This window comes from Pseudoalteromonas sp. AOP31-A2-14 (assembly GCF_052378035.1).
Classification (GTDB): Bacteria; Pseudomonadota; Gammaproteobacteria; order Enterobacterales; family Alteromonadaceae; genus Pseudoalteromonas.
The window spans coordinates 2,125,320-2,145,067 of sequence record NZ_JBQSXI010000001.1; the positions used below are offsets into that span (position 1 = coordinate 2,125,320).

A 19,748-nucleotide genomic window follows, 5' to 3' on the forward strand; every position below is an offset into this window, starting at 1 on the left:
GGCGTGGAGTAACAATGAAACATTATTCAGCGCAAAGCAAAGAGTCGGCTCTTCAGAAGATGATGCCTCCAAATAATATAGCAATAGCCCAATTATCAATCGAGATGGGGATTGGTGAATCAACCTTGTATAATTGGCGAAAACAAGCAATTGATAAGGGGCATTTAGTGCCAGGTGATGGAAAGAATGCTGAGCAGTGGTCATCAGCAAATAAATTCTCAGTCGTGTTGGAAACAGCCTCTTTAAATCAAGCTGAGTTAGCGGAATATTGCCGAGGCAAAGGTCTTTATGTGGAACAAGTATCGGCTTGGCGAAATGCGTGTATAGATGCAAACGCTAACGTTAAAGAGCAAGAAAAAGCCTTCTCCACCGAAACAAAGAAAGATAAAAAACAGATCAATCAATTAGAAAAGGAGCTACGTCGAAAAGATAAGGCACTCGCTGAAACCGCAGCACTATTGGTGTTAAGAAAAAAAGCAAATGCGATCTGGGGGGAAGCCGAGGACGAATGATCCTCGACTCAGCTCGCATTCAAGCAGTTAAACTAGTTAATGAAGCTGTGAGTTCTGGTGCGCCAAAGTTTAAAGCTTGCCGTGAACTTGGGATCAGTGTCCGGACGTATCAACGTTGGACTGTTGACGGGAACATAAAAACAGATGGTAGACCAATATCTCAGCGCCCTGAGCCAAAAAATAAGCTATCAAAAGCAGAGAGAGATAACATATTAGCCATCGTTAATAGCGATGATTTTAAGAGCTTACCACCAAGCCAAATCGTCCCTACATTAGCAGATGAGGGTATTTATCTTGCTTCTGAATCAACATATTATCGTGTTCTTCATGAAGAAAAACAGCAAAACGCTCGCGGACGTAGTCAGATAAAAGAGAGAAAAGTACCGACGACACACTGTGCTACAGGGCCAAACCAAGTGTGGTGTTGGGATATTACTTGGTTACCAGGCCCCGCTAAAGGGCTGCATTTTTATTTATATTTGATACTCGATATATTTAGTCGAAAGATTGTTGGATGGGAAATTCATGATGACGAATCAGCAGAAAATGCATCAATATTAATTAAGAAAGCTCATTTAAAAGAAGGAGTTAAAGATAATCCTCTGGTACTACATTCGGATATTGGAAGCCCAATGAAAGGCTCATCAATGCTTGAAACACTTTATAGTTTAGGTGTCGTGTCGTCTTTTAATCGTCCTAGGGTGAGCAATGATAATGCTTATGCTGAGTCGATATTTAAAACGTGTAAATATCGCCCTGACTATCCGTATAAAGGGTTTTCAACGTAAGCGCGCATTTAAGCAGTGCGCTTAGCTATAATCGAAGTCTAGCTGCACATTCCACGGCATTAGGTCGGTAAAATCATCATCACCCTCATCTCGATTCGGCAACGTTTTAAATAAATGCACAAAGTAGTTATAAGGATTGATGTCATTGGCACGACACGTCATCACAATACTATAGAGTGTGGCGCTTGCTTGGGCACCATTAATTGACTTTGAGAATAGCCAGTTTTTCCTACCAGTGGTAAACGGCCGAATATCTCGCTCAGTAATATTATTATCAATCCCTAGTTCGCCATCTTCACTATATCGCATTAATTTCGGCCATTGATTAAGCGTGTATTTTATCGCTTTGCCAATATAACTCCCCGCCGTTACTTTACCTTCGGCTTCATCAAGCCACGCTTTAAAGTGCATTAATATGGGTAAGGCTTTTTCTTGTCGTAACTGATACCGCGCTTGAGGGGATAACTGTTTGTTTTTAGCCTGGGTTTCCAGTTTATATAATTGGCTGATAAAGCTGATGGCTTTATGCGCTCGACCTTTGTTTTTCGACTCTGCTTTTAAGGCATCGTTATATTTGCGTCTAGCGTGTGCCCAACAACCAACAGGGGTAATGCCTTCAATACCGTCATAAACACGGTAACCGTCGCACTGTAAATAGCCTTGATAACCGGCAAGAAATTCTTTTGCGCAAGCGCGACTTCGACCTGCTTGGTAATCGTAAATCACGACAGGCTCATGGCTAACCTCATTGCTGCGATAAACCCACATGTAGGAATTGCTGCTAGGATTGTCACCTTCATCTAAGACTTGTGTACGGGTTTCATCGGCACATAAACTGTGCTCATTAAGCAAGTGACGTTGCATGGCTGCCACTAAGGGGCTGATTAGCAGGCCCGCTTTAATACACCAATTAGCTAATGTTCCGCGCGATAGTTCAAGGCCGCCACGGCCCAGTATTTCAACGAAACGATAAAGCGGTAAGGCATCGCAGTATTTGCCTGTCACAACCGCCGCTAATGCCTCGGGACTGGCAATACTCCCCGGTATCGGTTGTTTAGGTTTAGGCGCGGTGATGATTTTACTGGTCAATTGTTCATGCTCGCAATGTCTGCAAGCATATTTAAATTGTTTGTGCTTAATGACGCTGACTTTCGCCGGAATAATTTTAACTTGTTCGCTGTCTTCACTACCACATTGATGTAGTTGCTCACCGCAACACTGACACGTTAACTCGGTTAAGGTGTGCTCAACCTCTTCTCGTTCAAAGTGCTCAGCCAGCGTTTGTTTGCCTTTCTTATGGTGTTTAGGCGGCTCAGTCGTTTTATGCTGCTCCGCTTCATTGAAGGTGCCCCGTGGGGCTTTTTCACTTTTTTTACCGTATTTTTGGGATTTACTTAACTTAAGCTCAGCAAGCAAGTGGTCAATCCGCGATTGCATTTCAACCTTATCTTCTTGTAAAGCATCAAGCTTAGCCTGCATAAGTGCAAGCTGATTTTGTAGTTCGGTGATGAGAATAGTGTCTGGCATTTTAATAGCATGACACATGGGAAAGATCGTTCAAGTAAAAAAAACGATCTGATTAATTTACATCACCGATAACCCCGATAAAGTCGGGTGCCGTGTTTGATTACTGACCGGTAACCCTGATAGCAACCACTGTAATTGGCGTTGCTCGATGCCCATAGCCGTGTGTTCATTAGTCTGTTTTGGCCACTGAAATCGTCCTTGTTCTAAACGACGATAATAGAGCCAAAAACCGTTGGTATCCCAAAATAAAATCTTTAATTTATCGCGTTGTTTATTACAAAAAACGAACCACGCTTGGCTTAAAGGATCGAGAGATAGGGTATCGCTGACAATAATACTTAGGCCATTGATTGATTTGCGCATGTCGGTGAACCCCGTGACCAAGTAAACTTGGTGTGTGCAAGGTGTCACAGTACGCTCAATAATTTGGCTAGCGTTTGGTTAGCTAATGTCGACTCGAAGTCTATTTGATAGCCGTTTGGTGTGGTGAGTTTAATGATTGAAGGTTGCGTAAAGGCTTGCTCATGAATAACAAACGGGATCACCTGTTGCTTTTTAACCCTTACCGTTTCGTCAGAAAGGCGTTTACGCCAAACATAGAAAGTCGATGCGTTAATGTTGTTATCACGACAAAATTGAATGATGGCTAAACCACTCGATTTTTGCTGCTCAAAAATGCCTTGCCAGTGTTTTATTTTTTGCTGTTTATTCATAATTACCTCAGGTTAATATGCTGAGTAAATTATGCATAGGTGCCATTAACATTGGTATGTGGGGCTAATTACGCGCTTACTTTTCAACAATTGATGAGGCGCGTAGTTGGGTGTTGAAATTTAGCCACTGGTATAATTTTAACCACAAACATAGTGGCATCAAATACGTCAGCCCACATCAAAGGCATTCAGGATTAGCGGGTGACATATTGGCTAATAGAAAAGAAGTTTATCAAGGTGCTAAAGATGCTCACCCTGAGCGCTGGAGCGGTAATATCCGTAATTGGGATTTACCAAAAGAAGTGTACTTAAACCCTGAACAAAATAGTGTCAAGGCTGAGAGTGCATAACGTAGTGATCGCGACAACTAGTTTGACAAACACCGTCATGTGAGACCCTAAATTGGTTTTAAATTAGGAATTGACACCATAGTCACTTGTTAGATGCGATTACGCATGCTTAGATTCTAATAATTCACGTAGCGCTTTTGGCAAAAAACTTCTTGCTTTGGTGGTTATTATTAATTCATTTTTTTGCCAAAGAACTCCTAAAAAGATAACGAACAAACCAAGCAGCGTTAAAGTTATCGGGAATAACCAGCTATCCTTAAAAATATCGGAGGCTAAATAACCTATATAACCAGAACAACCTATTGCGCCAAAGATAACAAATACTCTTCTGACAATTAGAACTCCAGTAAAAATCATAAATAGATTGATCGTAAAATAGATAAACTTAGATAATTCGCTATCAGAGTATTGGAAAGACATTCCTCCCCAAAATGCAATTACGCCAAAGAGATATATCCAAAATGAATAATCAGCTTTATTGTGAGATCTAATATCAACCCAAAAAGCTAAAGCGATCATGAGAAGCCCAGAATACATAGAAACTATTTGTCTGAGCTCCCAGCTATAATCTCCACCATTAATCATGACCGCAACATCCATAGTTAAATACCAAAGAGTTACTGCAATTGGCATAATTAAGAACGGATATTTATATTTCCAAGCAATAATAACTCCTACTGCTAGCGTACTTAATTCCATGTAAAGCCAATGCCATTTGATATATCGATGGTATTCACGGTAAACACTATCATCAGGCCAAACACCTAGAGCATGCTGCAACCCATAAACCGCTAACGGTGTTAATGCTATTACAAAAGTTCCACATATTCCTGCAGGGATAGATAACTCTTTGGACTTAAAGATATTGGTAAGTTTCAAACCAACTGAACTATAAAACAAAGAGATAAAAACAATACCTACTCCACCGAACGACTCCCACCCTAAATTCATAAAAAGAGTCATTGCTCCGATGGCAATCATTCCTCCTATGTAATAAAGAACGTGTGTGAAATCAAACTTAGGCGCTGTATTTGGTTGCTTGTTTAAAAATTCGATTAATTTCTCAGACTGCTCAAATGAAAGAATATTTTCATTTACAGCGGCTTCAAGGTTTTTCCTAGTAAAGTTCAATCAAGACTCCTTTCTATTATGAGCATCTAAAACGCCTCATTAAGAGGCTAAAAATTGTTGGCTAAAATCAGCGAGGCACGAGCTGCGGCCAACTGTTTTAGTCCTGTTTGATTGGCTTGTTCGGGATATTTGTAGAAGATCGTGCTACTTTTTTATAAATAACACCTTTAAAATCCATATAGTCATTAAATGAATTCTTAATTCTATCAATAATATCTGCACCACTAAATGTCGTATCCTGACTGAAAAATGGAGTGATATCCCTATAAACAAGTTCTATACCCTTGAATTTTTTTTGGGACATAGTTAACCCCGTAGCAACGATAAAATCAACACGGACACTGGCGCTTCCCATTAATATATTACTTGGGTCATAATTAACAATAGCTTCAGAAGGAGATTCAAAAATGATTGAATAATTTTCAAGTCCTTCAACTACTGTTTGTAGATCTTTATTCAACTCTGACTCTTCAGCCATATAAATAGTCGTAATTAATGAGTTTTCTGTGGAAATCTGAGAAGAACATGAAGATATCAACCAAATTATCACAATTATATAGCTAAATTTTATTACATTACTCAAAGTTTGCACCTTATCCCTAACGCCTCATTCAGAGGCAATAAAATAGCTGGTTAAAATTAGCGAGGCACGAGCAAAAACCAGCTGTTTTTTGTCCTGCTGAAATGACTTGTGTACGCCCGACATGGGCATTGACTTATGAGGTGAAAGTCCTCTGTAGGAAGATCACCGTTTAAATAACACACTGTTATTAAACGATAACTACTAGCGAATGGCAAGGGCTAAATCGCGAGAGATAGTCTAGAGGAAGCCGCTAGCAAATCTGTGAGCTGATGAACAAAAACATCATATGAGGCGTAGGCTGGAGACGAGCTAGCACAAGATAGCGAAGTCATGTGATCTAACGGCCACCGTAAATGATGCAGTTGTGCAGAGAAAGTCGATGCACCTTATTCGGGGAGATCTGATAAACACGCATCCGCGCTAACGCTTGGAGATTACCAGTTAGGGACTGGTTGTTCAACCCTTGGCGCTTTGGTTGCTGCGACCTACAGCGAGCGAAATAGCAGTAAACAAGCATTAGTTTCGACGCGCTTTATCGAGTAATCGCTAGAGTGATTTATCAGAAGTCAGCAGACGGCATAGTAGCCAAACGCCCATCGTAATGGAGGGGACACGGTGAAGGCCTGAACATCTTAACCAGAGGAGATACTACAAATGAACTTGAATTCACATAGATCACCGTGTTGTGATAGTGATGAACAGCGTTCGACTGTGAATAATACCTCGAATGAATACAACAAAACAGATCGTGACCTGATGGCAAGGGTACTGAGCAACCACAATATTGGTGCAGCATGGCAACATGTTAAGCGCAATAAAGGGGCTGCGGGTATTGATAATATGAGTATTGAGGAATTTAATGACTTCGCTAAGTTACATTGGCTGGGTATTAAACAACAATTACTTAACGGCACTTATCAACCCTTGCCAGTCAAACGCGTGATGATACCCAAACCTGATGGCGGTGAGCGAATGCTTGGGATCCCTGCTGTTATCGACAGAGTGATCCAACAAGCCATTGCTCAAGTGATCAGCCCTTACTTTGAGCCTCAATTTTCACCACATAGTTATGGTTATCGCCCTCATAAAAGAGCCAGTCAAGCAGTGAACCATGTTCAGTCTTGTGTTAAACAAGGTTATAAAACAGCGGTTGATATCGACTTGTCTAAGTTCTTTGATGAAGTAAACCATGACATGCTGATGAATCGTGTTAGCCGTAAAGTCAAAGACAAAGCACTCATGCGCCTACTCGGTAAATACTTACGAGCGGGGATCGCAGAGCGCGAAACAGGTCTGTGGTTTGAGTCAACCAAAGGAGTCCCTCAAGGTGGGCCATTATCCCCTTTGCTTTCCAACATCTTACTCGATGAATTAGATAAGAAGCTAACCTACAAACACCTTAAGTTTGCACGTTACGCTGATGACATAATCATTTTAGTAAAAACGAAAAGCGAAGGATTAATAATCCAGCGGGAAATTACTGCGTTCATCACTAAGCGATTAAAGCTCAAAGTGAACGAATCGAAAAGTCGAGTGGGTCCAGTATCAGGCTCAAAATTTCTCGGGTTCACATTCCGTTACGGTCAAGTGCAGATCCACGAACAGGCGCTAAAGAAATTCAAAGCAAATGTCAGGGAACTCACTAACCGCAACTGGGGGATCTCAATGACCCTACAAATTCATAAACTCACGCAGTATTTGCGCGGCTGGGGACACTACTACCTGATAGCCAACGCTTATCAGCTAACGGTGGATTTAGATCATTGGATCCGACGTAGGATAAGAATGTGCTACTGGCGGCAATGGCGTAAACCTCGCACCAAAGTACGCAGTTTAATGAAATTGGGTGTTAGCGAACGACTCGCCATAGCCTGTGGTATCACCAGTAAAGGCCCTTGTAGAAGCTCAAAAACAAAAGGTATTAACATTGCGCTAGGCAATAACTACTTAGCTTCACAAGGTTTAGTGTCATTGAGGGATATTTGGATCAACATTCATTACGGGAGATGAACCGCCCATTGCGGACCCGCATGATGGGTGGTGTGGGGGCTGGAGGTTAGAGACCTCCGGCTACCCGATTAGCTTTGTTTGCCAAGGTATTCTTTAGCGTACAGGCCAACTAAACTACGCCCAGGATTTTGACCGTTAATCCATTCATCAACGGAGAATAGCTCAAACAATCCAACTTTAATCAAGGTCGGTACTGCGATCTTCAGCTGCTCTTCTACCTCGCCACGCTCACCTGCGTTGTATAAAGCGACGTTGCGGAGCATCGTGGCAACCGTACCTGTTTGTACCTTACTTCCATCTTTAAGGGTGACTGCGGGAAGCTCTTCTCCTTCGGCCACGATCTTTTTATTGATCGAACCAAGTTGCTCGATATTTTCTGGTGAACCTTCGGACATCTCGATCTCCTTCAATAATTTTCGTAATCGCTAACGAGCCTGTAGAATAACTCGTTTTTAATTTATTTTTATTGATGCATTAACCATAGCCGAGTTCCTATTTTGATTCAATCGGTTACTTCGATTTTACGTAAAATATAAAAGAGGATTTGCTGTTGCTTTAATGGGCGTTTTGGAAGGTATCACAGGTGTTTGAGTGGATTATTTGAGGTGATAAGGGCTTACGCTAATTAATGCATCGTGTTTCTCAGCTTTTCTAGATTATGAACAAGGCAATACAACTGCCATTGCGCATTCACTTTCGTTTGTCCACGTAAGGTCAACTTATTCATGCCTTTATTGACAGTAATATTCCCGAACACTGGCTCTATACAGCCGAGTCTTTTACTGTACTGTCGTCGTCCCATTGGGCTGTCTATTTTGGCCTTCATTTTGTCGATATAGCTGAGCTGTTTACGCGATTCATCATTTTTAAACTGTACTTGCCGCCCTGTTTTTGTCGGTGGCTGTCGCATGCATTGCTGTTGCAGTGGGCATACTTTGCAATCTTTTAAGTAACCGCAGAATCGCGTGTATTTTTGGTTGTGGCTTTTTACATTGATACCACTTCGCCACATGTCATTGCCTGCGGGACAGCGGCAGGTTTGTGTCGTTTCATCATAATGGAAGTCCTCTGAAGTAAATAAGCGTGGCTTACCTTTACTGCGTTTTAGTCGGCGTTTTTCTTGCTCTGTTTCGTATGTTTCGCTGTCTTTAAATAACGGGTTTCGTTTTCTAAATTGGTTATCCGCAATGTAAGTATCAAAGCCACTTTTCGCCATGTATTCAAGATTCGCTTCGCTATTAAACCCACTGTCTGCGGTGAACTTAATCGTTTGTTCGTCTGTTGATTTGTCGGTATTCAATTTATCAAGCTGCTGCTTTAATTGCTTAACTGCTGGCTGCAAGGTTTGTTGCTCACCCACCGAGCCCCATGCCTGTGCTTGCAGTATAATTTGATGTTTATCGTCATTTATCGCTATCCCATTGTAGCCTTGGATTGTGCCTTTTGACGTGGTCATTTTCGCGCTATCGGGGTCGGTAATATTACTTTTAATGGGCTTGCCTTTGCTGCCCGTTTTTTCCTCGTGGGTCGCTAAGAACTCCGTGATTTTATCTGCACTTTTATCCAGCTTTTCTTTTTGCTTTAAATCCTGTGTTATCAACTCTTCGCTCAGGCTATCTTGTGATTGGTGACGTTCGATAATACGTTTACTCGCGCGTTCTAGTTTTGCTTTTTTACGCCCTAGCTCATCGAATGTGCCGCTCCATTCTTTACTCGCATTCGATTTCAATTTGCATCCATCAATGGCAAACATGTTGCGACCTATCAAGCCTTCTTCGTCGCATATCATCAGTACTTGCGTAAACAGCGGTTCAATCTGTTCGTGCATTTTGGCCACGAATCCCGCTACCGATGTGTAATGAGGTTGAATATCACCCGACACACTCATGAACAAAATATTCGTCTCACACGCCTTAGCAATACGGCGGCTGCTGATCAAACCATGTGCATAGCCGAGCAAAATAATCTTTAGCATCACTGAAGGTGGATACGCCGCCGCGCCCGTTTTATCATTGTTATACCACGCGTCAAAGCCCGACAAATCGAGTTTATTTTCGACAATATAACAAAGCGCATACTCAAATGTACCTGGCAATATTTGCTCAGCAAAATTGATTGGAATGAATTTATTTTGGCAGGATAAGTCAGGCTTATAGTTGGCCATAACAATTTACCGTGGGTGAATAATATCTATTAGATCACAGTAACCCTGTGGGTTCAAGGTTAAAAAACAATCAAGTGAAATGTGTAGAACCAGTTCCTAAAAAGAGTAATTCTACAACCTCAACGCCTCAATAAAAGGCGAGCGTTAGCGAGTCCAGCCCACGTTTTTTGTGGGCGTTTTTCATTGCCTTGTTAGGTGCTTTAATACTTTTTATACCCATCAAGTGGCAGCCCTTTCTCGCCAGATATTTTAAGAATATTGCATACAATTTCAAAGTATTGCGGCTGTATGCCTTCTATTTCCTTATGTTCACCATGATCATTTAAAGAGCGAATAGTTTTAAAGTTATCCCACCTTCCACTTTGAGCTATGATTTCGTTAACCTCATGATGCTTTGTGCAATTATACTCACGGAATATCTTTATGTATTCATTAATTTCCTTGGACTCATTTTCAGAAAGAGGCTTACCTCTAATAACTGACTCTGAAACTTGCTGCTTACTAGAATACTCTCGGTAGATAAATACCATTTTACTGAATCTATCCGAACCAGCGGATACTAGTAATTGAAGGTCTTGCCATGAGAGCTTTGTAATATTAGTGATATGGATAGTGCTTCTTCTTCCCTTTCTATTCGATACCTGCACTACTTCATTTACACTAAAGTTTGCAATTTTTTTATATAGATTCACGTCATAGTCAATTTTCAAAACAACCTCTATCTTTCACGTGACTGACACCTAACAATTTTATAGTGCGCGAAGGGCGGATCTTTCTGCTCCGACCACACTCATTTTTTACTTTATATAGTTTTAACAAATTAGCTAATATATTACTATCACTAAGTTTTCTATTATCTTTAAGCAAAGCTAAATAGAACAATATACGCGCGTCGCTTATATCCTTGAATATGTGCGCAATCAACGTTTGGCCGCTCAATTAGCTGTTATACTTTGTCAATATCAAAATTTACCCTACAGCTACCGAAAAGCATCATTAGCATGACACGAGCAGGTTAACAGGCATTAAAAAAACACATAACTAAATATGCCAATAATTGCAGCATAAATCAGCATCGGCAGCACTGTTTTTTTGATCACCACGCCTTCTTGGTTATTTAAACCAACAATACTTGCCACCGCGATAATATTACTTATACAGACCATATTACCCATTGCTGCACCAACGGACTGTAGTGCAAGTATTAATGTAGTCGGTAAGCCAACCTGCTGCGCTATGCTGTATTGAATACCAGCAAAAGTTAGATTAGAGACCGTTGCTGAGCCGGAAAAAAATGTTCCTAAAGCACCGAGGAAAGCCGCAAACAAGGTCCAATTCTCGCCACTCAGTTGCGCAAACGATTGTGCCATATAAAAAATTGGTGCGTTGTGTTCACCTAGCATCATAAAGTTAACCATGATCAATGCGCCCAGTAACGAAACACAAGGTAAAGCGATTCGTTGCGCTGTTTCGTTGCACATTTGTTTAACTTGTTTAGCATTCATTTTTAATAACGGCAAACACACCGCCACCACGAGTACAAACGGAATAATGGCAGGTACATATAGCGTTTTATACGACCAGCTAACCCCGGTGGCAAAAATATCTTGCAGTGAGATTATTAAGGCTGCACTAAGTTGAACTTGCGCAAAACTCAAATCGGCCGCTAACCAGGCACTGTCGTTATTTAACCAGTCTTTAATGCCTAACTGCTGAATTCGCGTAAGCAACAAAACAATCATCAGTAACAATAATGGCGATAACGCAATAAGCAGTGTTTTGCACGAAATGTTCACGCTGTGCGTTATCTGTTTGTCTGCGGTGCTTAAACCAATATTAAATTTAGCAAACACAACGCTCAGCACTAGGCCGATAGCGCCACCAAGTAAAGAGGGAAATTCGTAATTCCATTGCGCTATCCACCAATAAGGTAACACGCAGGAAAAAATGCTTAAGTAAATATAGATCCCATTGCGACGGATCACCTCTGCAGATAACACAAACCGCAAGGCAATGGGCACAATGACCATTGCCGCAACAACATGACATAACGCAGTCCATTGTGATATAGCCAGTATTTGCTCTGGTACTAAATTTAAACTCGAAAAACCAAACCATGTGGGAGTACCCACAGCACCAAACGACACAGGCACAGAGTTTAATATCAACGTAAACACCACGACTTTAAGCGGCGCAAAACCTAGACCAACTAATAAAGGAGCAGCAATTGCAGCTGGTGTGCCAAATCCAGAGGCACCTTCAATCATAAAGGCAAACGCCCAACCGATGATCATTAGTTGCGCAACAGGATTACTGCTTATTGATTCTAACCAGCTTTTAATCGTTGCTTCAGCACCAGAAATAGCTAACAGCCTATTGAGCAAAATAGCGCCGGCAATAATAGAAATAGGCGTAGCAACCGATAAACCACCAGCAAGCGAATTGGCGGCGACTAATTGCCAATCAGCACGAAAATAAACTAGCTGTAAAAACCCAGTTAATAACGCCATGGCTGGCAGCGCAATATATGAAGGAAGCGGATCACGCTTAGTCATTAACCAAATTAAAATAATAATCGGCAAAGCGGCTATCACGGTACTCATCAACACATCCTTAGTGATATCGAGCTATTTACTGTCAGCAATTAATCAGCTCTAAGCAAAAATTAAACAGTTTAAAGCGCAGTTCATGAATAGCGAATAAGACCAGCGTACACCAATTTCAGAACCAGAGCCGTTTTTTACTGGCATCTTAATAAAAATATGCCATTAAGGCTAAGTTGGCACTGCCAATTAAAAATAATTTTATTATTTAGATTATCCCTCATTTACTTCTCATTCATTGCTCTTTGCGCAAAAAGTTTAAGTGCATTATTCACCAAGAGGTTCTGAGACGCTGCGCTTAAGAGAAATACATTAAGACCAGCTAACAACAAAGTATTTTTTGCTTATCCCTTTACGCCACTTGCATAGACTGTGCGTGCCAGAGGTGTGTGTAATGCCCACCAAGCGATAGCAAGCAACGGTGACTGCCCGACTCCACTACTTTACCTTGCTCAAGTACAATGATGTTGTCAGCGTCCACAATACTCGAAAGGCGATGGGCAATAGTGATCACAGTACGGTTTTGTAAAAGGTTATTCATTGCGCTCACAACCTCAGCTTGGGTGATTGGATCAAGAGATGCTGTAGCTTCATCGAGCAACACGATGGGCGCATCTTTTAACAACGCTCTGGCAATAGCAATACGCTGTCTTTGGCCACCGGATAGCAGTAGGCCACTGTCACCCACTCGGGTATTTATCCCCTCTGGCAGCTTGTCGATAAATTCTAAACAGCTAGATAATCGGCACGCTTGCATCACTTCTTCATCGCTGGCGCCAGCTCGACCAATGCGAATGTTTTCAACAATGCTGGCATCTATCAACTGAATATCTTGAAACACCATACTGATCACTTGATGTATACCTTTGGAGCCAATCTCTTTAAGGTCAAGGCCCCCTATTTTCACGCAGCCTGAGTTTGGGTCAAAAAATCGCGCACACAAATTTAATAACGTTGATTTGCCACTTCCAGACGCACCCACGATTGCCGTTGAAGTGCCTTGTTTCACACAAAAACTCACGCTATCTATCACCCTTTTATCCTCGTGATTAAACGCTACGCACTCCAGCTCTATGTCAAAGCTTGTTGGTATTTTCGGCTTAACAGGCTCTGCCAGCACTGGCTCGTTTAAAATAGACTCTAGCTTGTGCTCAGACTGCACAGCAATGCGCAAAACGGTGAGATACTCACCCACTTCGTAAAGTGGTTCGAGCAATTTTACCAACAACAACGCGAACAATATGGTCGTAAAATCTATACCTATAAAACGATGCTCGGGCAAGTTCATTGCCAACATAATTACAAATACAGTGAGCGCCATATTAAGCACAACTCGATAAGTTAAAACCGGACCGGCCCCCCACATCTCAACTTGCAGACTATGCTGTTTTGTTTGCTCTAATTGCGTGGCTACGCGGGCTAACCATGTCTGTGTTTGACCATATAGTTTGAGGGTTTTTAACGCTTCAACATAATCAGTGATCATACTGCCAGTTTGGCGATATGAATGCTGCTTGGCTCTGGCGACTTGAACAAACTTTTGTTTGGAGACTTGCATCACCCAAAATGCTAAAGGCAATAGTAGCAAAGTACCAAGCGCATATAAGGGGTTAATAAAAAGCAACACCAGCATACCAATTACAGGTGCTACCAAAGTCGAAATCAAATCAGGCGTAATATGCGAGAATATGCTCTCAATCTTTTTGATATCCTCGGTGAGCATTTCTAAAAACTCGCCACTGTGGGTACGTTGCATGCGGCCAAGGGGCAGCTGCCTAACATGGTTAATCAATTTAATCCGATAACCATGAACTATACGATAACTTCCTACAAAACTCTGATATTGACCAATATAAGCGCACCCTAATTGCACTAAAAAACAGCCACCTAAAACTAATAAATAATCCATTGGGGTTGATAGCCAAGACAAGAATGATAAAGACGTTAGAAACTGCTGCTGTAGCCAGTAAAAACATAACAGCAACGGCACAATCGCCACGCAGCGCTCCAACACACGAAAAGCAACGCCCGTATAAAAGCTCCATTTGCCGGCGCTGGCATGGCCTATCACACGGCCAATACTTGATAATGCTTGTCTGTTCATTTAAATCTCGTAGTTAATCGGTTGGAGAGCTGGCGGATCTTTCACGGTGCTTCGCTGCTCACCATCATTTTGTTGTAATCGCCAACTGTGAAGGTAATATTCACAACGCGCCAGCAGTACGTCATGAGTTCCTTGTGAGGCAATTTGACCATCTTTTAAGACAAAGATCTGACCGGTATTTTCGAGGCCTAAATACTTATGAGTAATCACTAAGAAAGTGGTATTTGGATAGTGATCTTGTATAGCCTGATAGAACTTAGCCTGAGTCACATTGTCCATTGCCGCTGCGGCTTCATCCAAAATTACTAAGCGGGTTCCGCTCACCAGCGCACGAGCGATGGCTATACGCTGTTTTTCTCCCCCTGATAAGTTTTGTCCACGCGCTTGCAGCTGTGTTTCAAGTCCATCGGGCAATTGCGTGATCCAAAGTTTAAGCTGAGCAGCGGCAATAGCATCGTCAAGGGCTGCGGAGCTAATACCACAACGGCCAAACAAGATGTTGTCACGCAATGTGCCTTCAAACAAATAACACTCTTGTGTAACCACACTCATAAACTGAGTACGCGCACTATCAGTTAATAAAGACACATCTTGTCCGTATAACTGCACTCTACCCGACGATGGCGACAACAAACCACACGCCAGCATTGCCAGTGTGGATTTGCCATTGCCAGACGCTCCCACTACCACATTCAATGAATTGGGTACCAATTTAAAGTGTACGCCCTTAAGAACTTTATGGCTTTGATAAGCAAAATTCACACTACAGAACTGCATCAGTGGATGCTTTGTATCAACTTGTATCTGGCTGTTATTTAATTTGGGCTGTTGCGCTAAATAGATAGGTGTAATGCGCTTTACACCGGCTAACAGCTCATTGGCTTCCATAAAAAAGCGACTGACTTTTATGATTGGACTAAGCATGCCCACCGCCAGCAAAATGCTCAAAATCACCTGCTCAGTGCTAACGGCCTGAGCACTGTGCAAACCAATCGCTGCAGGTAACAAGCATACGAAAGAAGCGCCAAGCAATGCAGTGTAGAGCGTCCAACCTGGCACGGTTTGACTGGTAAGCTCCAGCACCAGTTGGTGGTATCGATCCAATTTTCGATTTAAAACAGCAAAGCGTTTGCTATCTAGATTATAAAGCTTCATCAACGGCATGTTTTTAACGTAGTCGCTCAATGTGGAGGTTAAATCCTCAGATACTTGGCTAAAACGTTCGTACTGACCCGCCGTTTTATGCATAAATAAACCACTGGCTAAAAATGCTAAAGGCACTACTGCCACGGCGCAAAGTGCAAGCCGCCAGTCAATAAAGGCAAGCACCGTAAATACCACCAAAGGTGTAAGTACTGCATTGAACAGCTCTACACTTTGATGCGCTATAAAGTTCTCGATGTGCTCCACATCTTGCAAAATATTTTGTTTTAACACGGCAGGGTTTTGCGCGCTGAGCCAAGTCAACGGAAGGTTTGCCAGCTGAGTCACGAGCTTCATTCTTACTTCGGTCAGCGCTTTAAAAGCTACTTGATGGCTGAAGTAATAAGCACCTATAGAAAGCCCAGATTTTAATACAATCGCGCCACCTATGCCCGCAGCTATCCACAGTAATTGCTCGGCGGAGGCTGATAAAGGGTTCAATAACTCTTGTATCGAAAGAAATAATAAATACACCGGCACTAGCTCAAAGATGGTGACAAACACCATTAAGCTCAAAGCCATAAACATCTTGCCCTTATAAGGTCTACAGATCGCAAAGATGATAGACCAAGGACTATGATTCTCCTTGGTTTCATGCGACTCAACACGCATATGCCTACTCCTTTAAATGCGCTTAAAAATCGGCCTAATAAAGCAATCCAAATAGTGATTAATATCGCCCTGCCAAGTAAATATGACCTTACCGATAACCTCGCTTTTTAAATATCATGGTTTTATACCAAATAAACGTGCCAACTTTACCACACTGTGATTTATCTAATCCCAGTTAAAAATAGTGCTAAGCCTACTGTAGCAAACCTAATAGATCTCCCCGTATCCGTTAACTAACCCCCAAATCGGAAATAAGTGTGGAAACCCCAAAAATACACAAAAATTTATACGAAAAATTACCGATAGGGGCATACAACTCCTTTTAAGGGTGGGAACAAATTGCGCAAACACATATACATTAGAGCCGTGAAAACGTCATAAAAAATAACACTCGCAATTGTCGCAACTCAGAAAACAAACGCGATCGTGCCTCATAATCGGAGAACTATTGTGAAAACAACACCAGATACCCCCGTCCGGCCAAGGGCAGAGCAAGAACTTTATATCGAAAATAACTATTGGCAACAACAGTCTCTCGGCTCCCTCGTTTCAGTTTGGCGTACTCAATTTTCAAATAATGTCGCTTTGATAGAGGCAGGCACTGCACTTACTTATGCCCAATTTGAACAGCGCGTGCTAGCACACAGTGCAGGATTTCAGCAACTTGGTTTAAAAACCGGTGATCACGTCATGATACAACTGCCAAATAATCTCGATTTTGTGATCAGTTGTTTCGCAATGTTTCATTTGGGTGTCATTCCGATTTTAGCAATGCCCGCACAGCGTGAGTCTGATATTGCCGCTCTGTGTGACCTAAGTAACCCAGTGGCATACATCGTGCCCAACAACTATTTAGGCCACGATTATATTGCCATGGCAGAGCGTATCGTGTCAGCGTGTCCAAGTATTGAGCATGTATTGGTATCAGGTAATGCACCAGCAACAGCTCCGTTTACACCCCTGTCTCAATTAGCCAGTACAACCCCCGTGGTAGCACCAAGCATTGACCCTTCCTCTACAGCGTTAATGTTGCTTTCTGGTGGCACCACTGGCACACCCAAACTGATCCCACGCAGTCACAACGACTACCACTACAATGCCAAAGCCTCAGCTGAGCTGTGTCAACTTAACCAACACACGACCTACTTAGCTGTATTGCCGGTTGCACACAACTTCCCGCTTGCTTGTCCTGGGATCATCGGTACTTTATCTCAAGGCGGTAAAGTCGTGCTTTGCCCAGCGCCCGGACCAGACGAAGCATTTCCACTAATTGAACAACATAAAGTCACCCACACAGCACTAGTACCAGCCCTCGCAAAACTGTGGCTTGAGGCAAAACAGTGGGATGACACCGACATCAGTAGCTTACAACTGTTACAAGTAGGCGGCGCAAAATTTGCCACCGAGCAAGCTCTGCAAGTGCCCGAAGTGCTTGGCTGCAAGCTACAACAAGTGTTTGGTATGGCTGAGGGTCTGCTGTGCTTCACCCGGCTAGATGACCCACAAAGTGAAGTGGCACATACCCAAGGTCGTCCACTGTGCGACCTTGACCAAATTCGCATTGTTGACGAACAAGATAATCCCGTAGCCCAAGGTGAAGTTGGAGAACTTCAAACCAAAGGGCCATACACCATTGCGGGCTATTACAAAGCACCAGCGCAAAATCAAACTGCCTTTACCTCGGATGGCTTTTACCGCACAGGTGACTTAGTGCGTATGAACCAGTCAGGTAACCTGATTGTTGAAGGGCGAATAAAAGAACAAATTAACCGCGCTGGCGAAAAAATCTCCGTCGCCGAAATTGAGCAGCGCCTACTTACACACCCATACATTGACGAAGCTACATTAGTACCGGTACCAGACGCGCACTTAGGCGAGCGCAGTTGTGCATGTATTATTTCCAGCCAGCCTGTTTCGCTAAACGATGTGCATCAACTATTAAAAGAACAACAAATTGCACGTTTTAAGTACCCAGACCAAATTATTTCACTGAGCTTTTGGCCGCTCACCGCTGTAGGGAAAATCAATAAAACAGCACTGGCAAAACGTGCTGAGGAAGAATATATAGAGACCTCTATAAATCAGTCACAATCAACAACCTATTTTGAAAAAATTATCTCAGTTCAATCTGCAGCCGCGCAGTTAGCGCCCTGGATTTCTGAGCTAAGTACTAATCCATTTAAAGCGGTTTACGAAAGCAAATCTGCTTGGTCTATCGGCATTGGCAAAGTGGTTGAGCTTTACTCAAATGGCTGCGAAATCACACTGCAGCAAGGTGAGAAAATAGCACAGTTTAGCGGTGAGTCATTTGCCGAACTGATGGCACAAGCGCTGCAGAGTCTTGAATTCGACAATTGGCGTTTGTACGGCGTGGCTAAATTTGAACTGGCCAGTGTCTTTCACGGTATTCAAACACATACTGAACATAACAAGTCTCTACAATTGTTTTTGCCTGAACAAGAAGTGCGCCTTGCAGAAAGCCAAGCCACGCTGCGTGCATTGAATGAAGCAGAACTAGATGCACTTGAAGCCTTGGTTCAAAAAGCAGATAAAACGTGCGCACAAGCAGCAAGCATTGCCGCGCTAACGCCTCTACAAACGCCGCAAATCAACACCCAATATAAAGACGAGTACAAAGCATCGGTAGCCAAAGCCGTTGTAGAGATCTGTAACAAACAATATCAAAAGGTGATCTTATCTCGCCGCATTCAAGTGCCAAATAGTGTCTGCTTGAATAAGAGCTTTCGCTTTGGCCGCTTAAACAACTCGCCAGCGCGCTCATTTTTGTATCAACTAAACGACTTTTCAGTTGCAGGATTCAGCCCAGAAACATTGCTTGAGGCCAGCCGTGAAGGTTACATCAGCACTCAGCCACTGGCAGGCACCCGTGCCCTTGGGAACTCGCCTCAAGAAGAACAGCAATTGCGTGAAGAGCTACTTAATGATACCAAAGAAATCGCCGAACACGCCGTATCTGTAAAACTTGCACAAGAAGAACTGGCACAGATCTGTGAACCTAGTTCGATTTCTATCAGTGAGTTTATGACCATCCGTCGCCGTGGCAGTGTACAACATCTTGCCTCACGTGTTTGTGGTCAACTCAGTGACAACAAAAACCCGTGGCATGCATTTCAAGCCCTGTTCCCAGCTGTAACGGCTTCTGGGATCCCAAAACGCGAAGCCATTGAGGCCATACTGCGACTTGAGCCAAACCGCAGAGAGTGCTACAGCGGCTGTGTAATGATTGTAGACAGTGATGGATTTATGGATTCAGCCTTGGTGCTACGTTCAATTTACCGCGCCGATAACTGCACTTGGTTACAAGCAGGTGCTGGCGTGATTGACCAGTCAAAACCCGAGCGCGAGCTGACCGAAACCATCGAAAAACTGACCTGTATCGCCAATTACCTAATTGATGAAAAAACGCTTGCAGAGGCGGAGAGCTAAC

16 protein-coding genes are annotated in these 19,748 nt (G+C 42.7%); 5 read left to right on the forward strand and 11 right to left on the reverse strand.

Translation table 11 applies throughout. The annotated features are described in order from the left end of the window. Positions 1-14 precede the first annotated feature (14 nt). Positions 15-512, forward strand: a complete 498-nt coding sequence (locus ACT3S9_RS09790) for a hypothetical protein (protein ID WP_110957785.1) — start codon at positions 15-17, stop codon at positions 510-512. After that, positions 509-1,300 carry a transposase gene (locus tag ACT3S9_RS09795; RefSeq protein ID WP_444750922.1) on the forward strand — a complete coding sequence of 264 codons (792 nt, stop codon included), beginning with the start codon at positions 509-511 and terminating at the stop codon, positions 1,298-1,300. Before ACT3S9_RS09790 ends, ACT3S9_RS09795 begins: the two co-directional genes overlap by 4 nt. A gap of 21 nt (positions 1,301-1,321) precedes the next feature. Here the strand turns inward: ACT3S9_RS09795 and tnpC are convergent, their stop codons facing one another. Genes tnpC through tnpA form a run of 3 tightly spaced genes read right to left on the reverse strand, consistent with a single transcriptional unit; the run spans position 1,322 to position 3,540 of the window. Further along, a complete protein-coding gene (gene tnpC / locus ACT3S9_RS09800) occupies positions 1,322-2,845 on the reverse strand; it encodes an IS66 family transposase (protein ID WP_443489209.1) in 1,524 nt (507 codons plus the stop codon). Positions 2,846-2,884: 39 nt separating this feature from the next. Continuing rightward, a complete protein-coding gene (tnpB, locus tag ACT3S9_RS09805) occupies positions 2,885-3,238 on the reverse strand; it encodes an IS66 family insertion sequence element accessory protein TnpB (protein WP_301563133.1) in 354 nt (117 codons plus the stop codon). Beyond that, positions 3,235-3,540, reverse strand: a complete 306-nt coding sequence (gene tnpA / locus ACT3S9_RS09810; protein WP_301563154.1) for an IS66 family insertion sequence element accessory protein TnpA — start codon at positions 3,538-3,540, stop codon at positions 3,235-3,237. Before tnpA ends, tnpB begins: the two co-directional genes overlap by 4 nt. A 110-nt stretch (positions 3,541-3,650) precedes the next feature. Between tnpA and ACT3S9_RS09815 the strand changes: the two genes are divergently transcribed. After that, positions 3,651-3,890, forward strand: coding sequence for a hypothetical protein (locus ACT3S9_RS09815; protein ID WP_444750923.1), 240 nt, complete (start codon positions 3,651-3,653; stop codon positions 3,888-3,890). Positions 3,891-3,989: 99 nt separating this feature from the next. On the opposite strand, the gene ACT3S9_RS09820 is transcribed toward ACT3S9_RS09815, so the two are convergent. Then, a complete protein-coding gene (locus ACT3S9_RS09820) occupies positions 3,990-5,021 on the reverse strand; it encodes a DUF2157 domain-containing protein (RefSeq protein WP_444750924.1) in 1,032 nt (343 codons plus the stop codon). Between the two features lie 97 nt (positions 5,022-5,118). Then, positions 5,119-5,499 (reverse strand): hypothetical protein, encoded by a 381-nt coding sequence (locus ACT3S9_RS09825; RefSeq protein ID WP_444750925.1) that lies wholly within the window; start codon positions 5,497-5,499, stop codon positions 5,119-5,121. 759 nt (positions 5,500-6,258) lie between these two features. Here ACT3S9_RS09825 and ltrA point away from each other — a divergent pair. Further along, positions 6,259-7,614 (forward strand): group II intron reverse transcriptase/maturase, encoded by a 1,356-nt coding sequence (gene ltrA / locus ACT3S9_RS09830; RefSeq protein ID WP_444750926.1) that lies wholly within the window; start codon positions 6,259-6,261, stop codon positions 7,612-7,614. Between the two features lie 68 nt (positions 7,615-7,682). Here ltrA and ACT3S9_RS09835 read toward each other — a convergent pair whose 3' ends face one another. The 6 genes from ACT3S9_RS09835 to ACT3S9_RS09860 all read right to left on the reverse strand — a co-directional run bounded on the left by ACT3S9_RS09835 (position 7,683) and on the right by ACT3S9_RS09860 (position 16,300). Further along, on the reverse strand, positions 7,683-8,009 hold the full coding sequence (locus ACT3S9_RS09835) for a DUF7709 family protein (protein ID WP_192532262.1): 327 nt from the start codon (positions 8,007-8,009) through the stop codon (positions 7,683-7,685). A gap of 230 nt (positions 8,010-8,239) precedes the next feature. Further along, positions 8,240-9,778, reverse strand: a complete 1,539-nt coding sequence (locus tag ACT3S9_RS09840; RefSeq protein WP_193038569.1) for a transposase — start codon at positions 9,776-9,778, stop codon at positions 8,240-8,242. Between the two features lie 200 nt (positions 9,779-9,978). Continuing rightward, positions 9,979-10,488, reverse strand: a complete 510-nt coding sequence (locus tag ACT3S9_RS09845) for a hypothetical protein (RefSeq protein WP_192542167.1) — start codon at positions 10,486-10,488, stop codon at positions 9,979-9,981. 315 nt (positions 10,489-10,803) lie between these two features. Beyond that, complete coding sequence (locus tag ACT3S9_RS09850) at positions 10,804-12,381, reverse strand: L-lactate permease (protein WP_225736665.1); 1,578 nt, start codon at positions 12,379-12,381, stop codon at positions 10,804-10,806. Positions 12,382-12,733: 352 nt separating this feature from the next. Beyond that, positions 12,734-14,485 (reverse strand): ABC transporter ATP-binding protein, encoded by a 1,752-nt coding sequence (locus ACT3S9_RS09855; protein WP_192542165.1) that lies wholly within the window; start codon positions 14,483-14,485, stop codon positions 12,734-12,736. Beyond that, positions 14,486-16,300 (reverse strand): ABC transporter ATP-binding protein, encoded by a 1,815-nt coding sequence (locus tag ACT3S9_RS09860; RefSeq protein WP_192542164.1) that lies wholly within the window; start codon positions 16,298-16,300, stop codon positions 14,486-14,488. A gap of 450 nt (positions 16,301-16,750) precedes the next feature. On the opposite strand from ACT3S9_RS09860, the gene ACT3S9_RS09865 reads away from it, so the two are divergent. Beyond that, on the forward strand, positions 16,751-19,747 hold the full coding sequence (locus ACT3S9_RS09865; protein ID WP_192542163.1) for a salicylate synthase: 2,997 nt from the start codon (positions 16,751-16,753) through the stop codon (positions 19,745-19,747). Position 19,748 lies beyond the last annotated feature (1 nt).

Excerpts from the sequence above, each read along its gene's own strand:
- ACT3S9_RS09790 (WP_110957785.1), top strand. The coding sequence starts at position 15 with ATGAAACATTATTCAGCGCAAAGCAAAGAGTCGGCTCTTCAGAAGATG.
- ACT3S9_RS09795 (WP_444750922.1), top strand. The coding sequence starts at position 509 with ATGATCCTCGACTCAGCTCGCATTCAAGCAGTTAAACTAGTTAATGAA.
- tnpC (WP_443489209.1), bottom strand. The coding sequence starts at position 2,845 with ATGTGTCATGCTATTAAAATGCCAGACACTATTCTCATCACCGAACTA.
- tnpA (WP_301563154.1), bottom strand. The coding sequence starts at position 3,540 with ATGAATAAACAGCAAAAAATAAAACACTGGCAAGGCATTTTTGAGCAG.
- ACT3S9_RS09825 (WP_444750925.1), bottom strand. The coding sequence starts at position 5,499 with ATGGCTGAAGAGTCAGAGTTGAATAAAGATCTACAAACAGTAGTTGAA.
- ltrA (WP_444750926.1), top strand. The coding sequence starts at position 6,259 with ATGAACTTGAATTCACATAGATCACCGTGTTGTGATAGTGATGAACAG.
- ACT3S9_RS09835 (WP_192532262.1), bottom strand. The coding sequence starts at position 8,009 with ATGTCCGAAGGTTCACCAGAAAATATCGAGCAACTTGGTTCGATCAAT.
- ACT3S9_RS09840 (WP_193038569.1), bottom strand. The coding sequence starts at position 9,778 with ATGGCCAACTATAAGCCTGACTTATCCTGCCAAAATAAATTCATTCCA.
- ACT3S9_RS09850 (WP_225736665.1), bottom strand. The coding sequence starts at position 12,381 with ATGAGTACCGTGATAGCCGCTTTGCCGATTATTATTTTAATTTGGTTA.
- ACT3S9_RS09855 (WP_192542165.1), bottom strand. The coding sequence starts at position 14,485 with ATGAACAGACAAGCATTATCAAGTATTGGCCGTGTGATAGGCCATGCC.
- ACT3S9_RS09860 (WP_192542164.1), bottom strand. The coding sequence starts at position 16,300 with ATGCGTGTTGAGTCGCATGAAACCAAGGAGAATCATAGTCCTTGGTCT.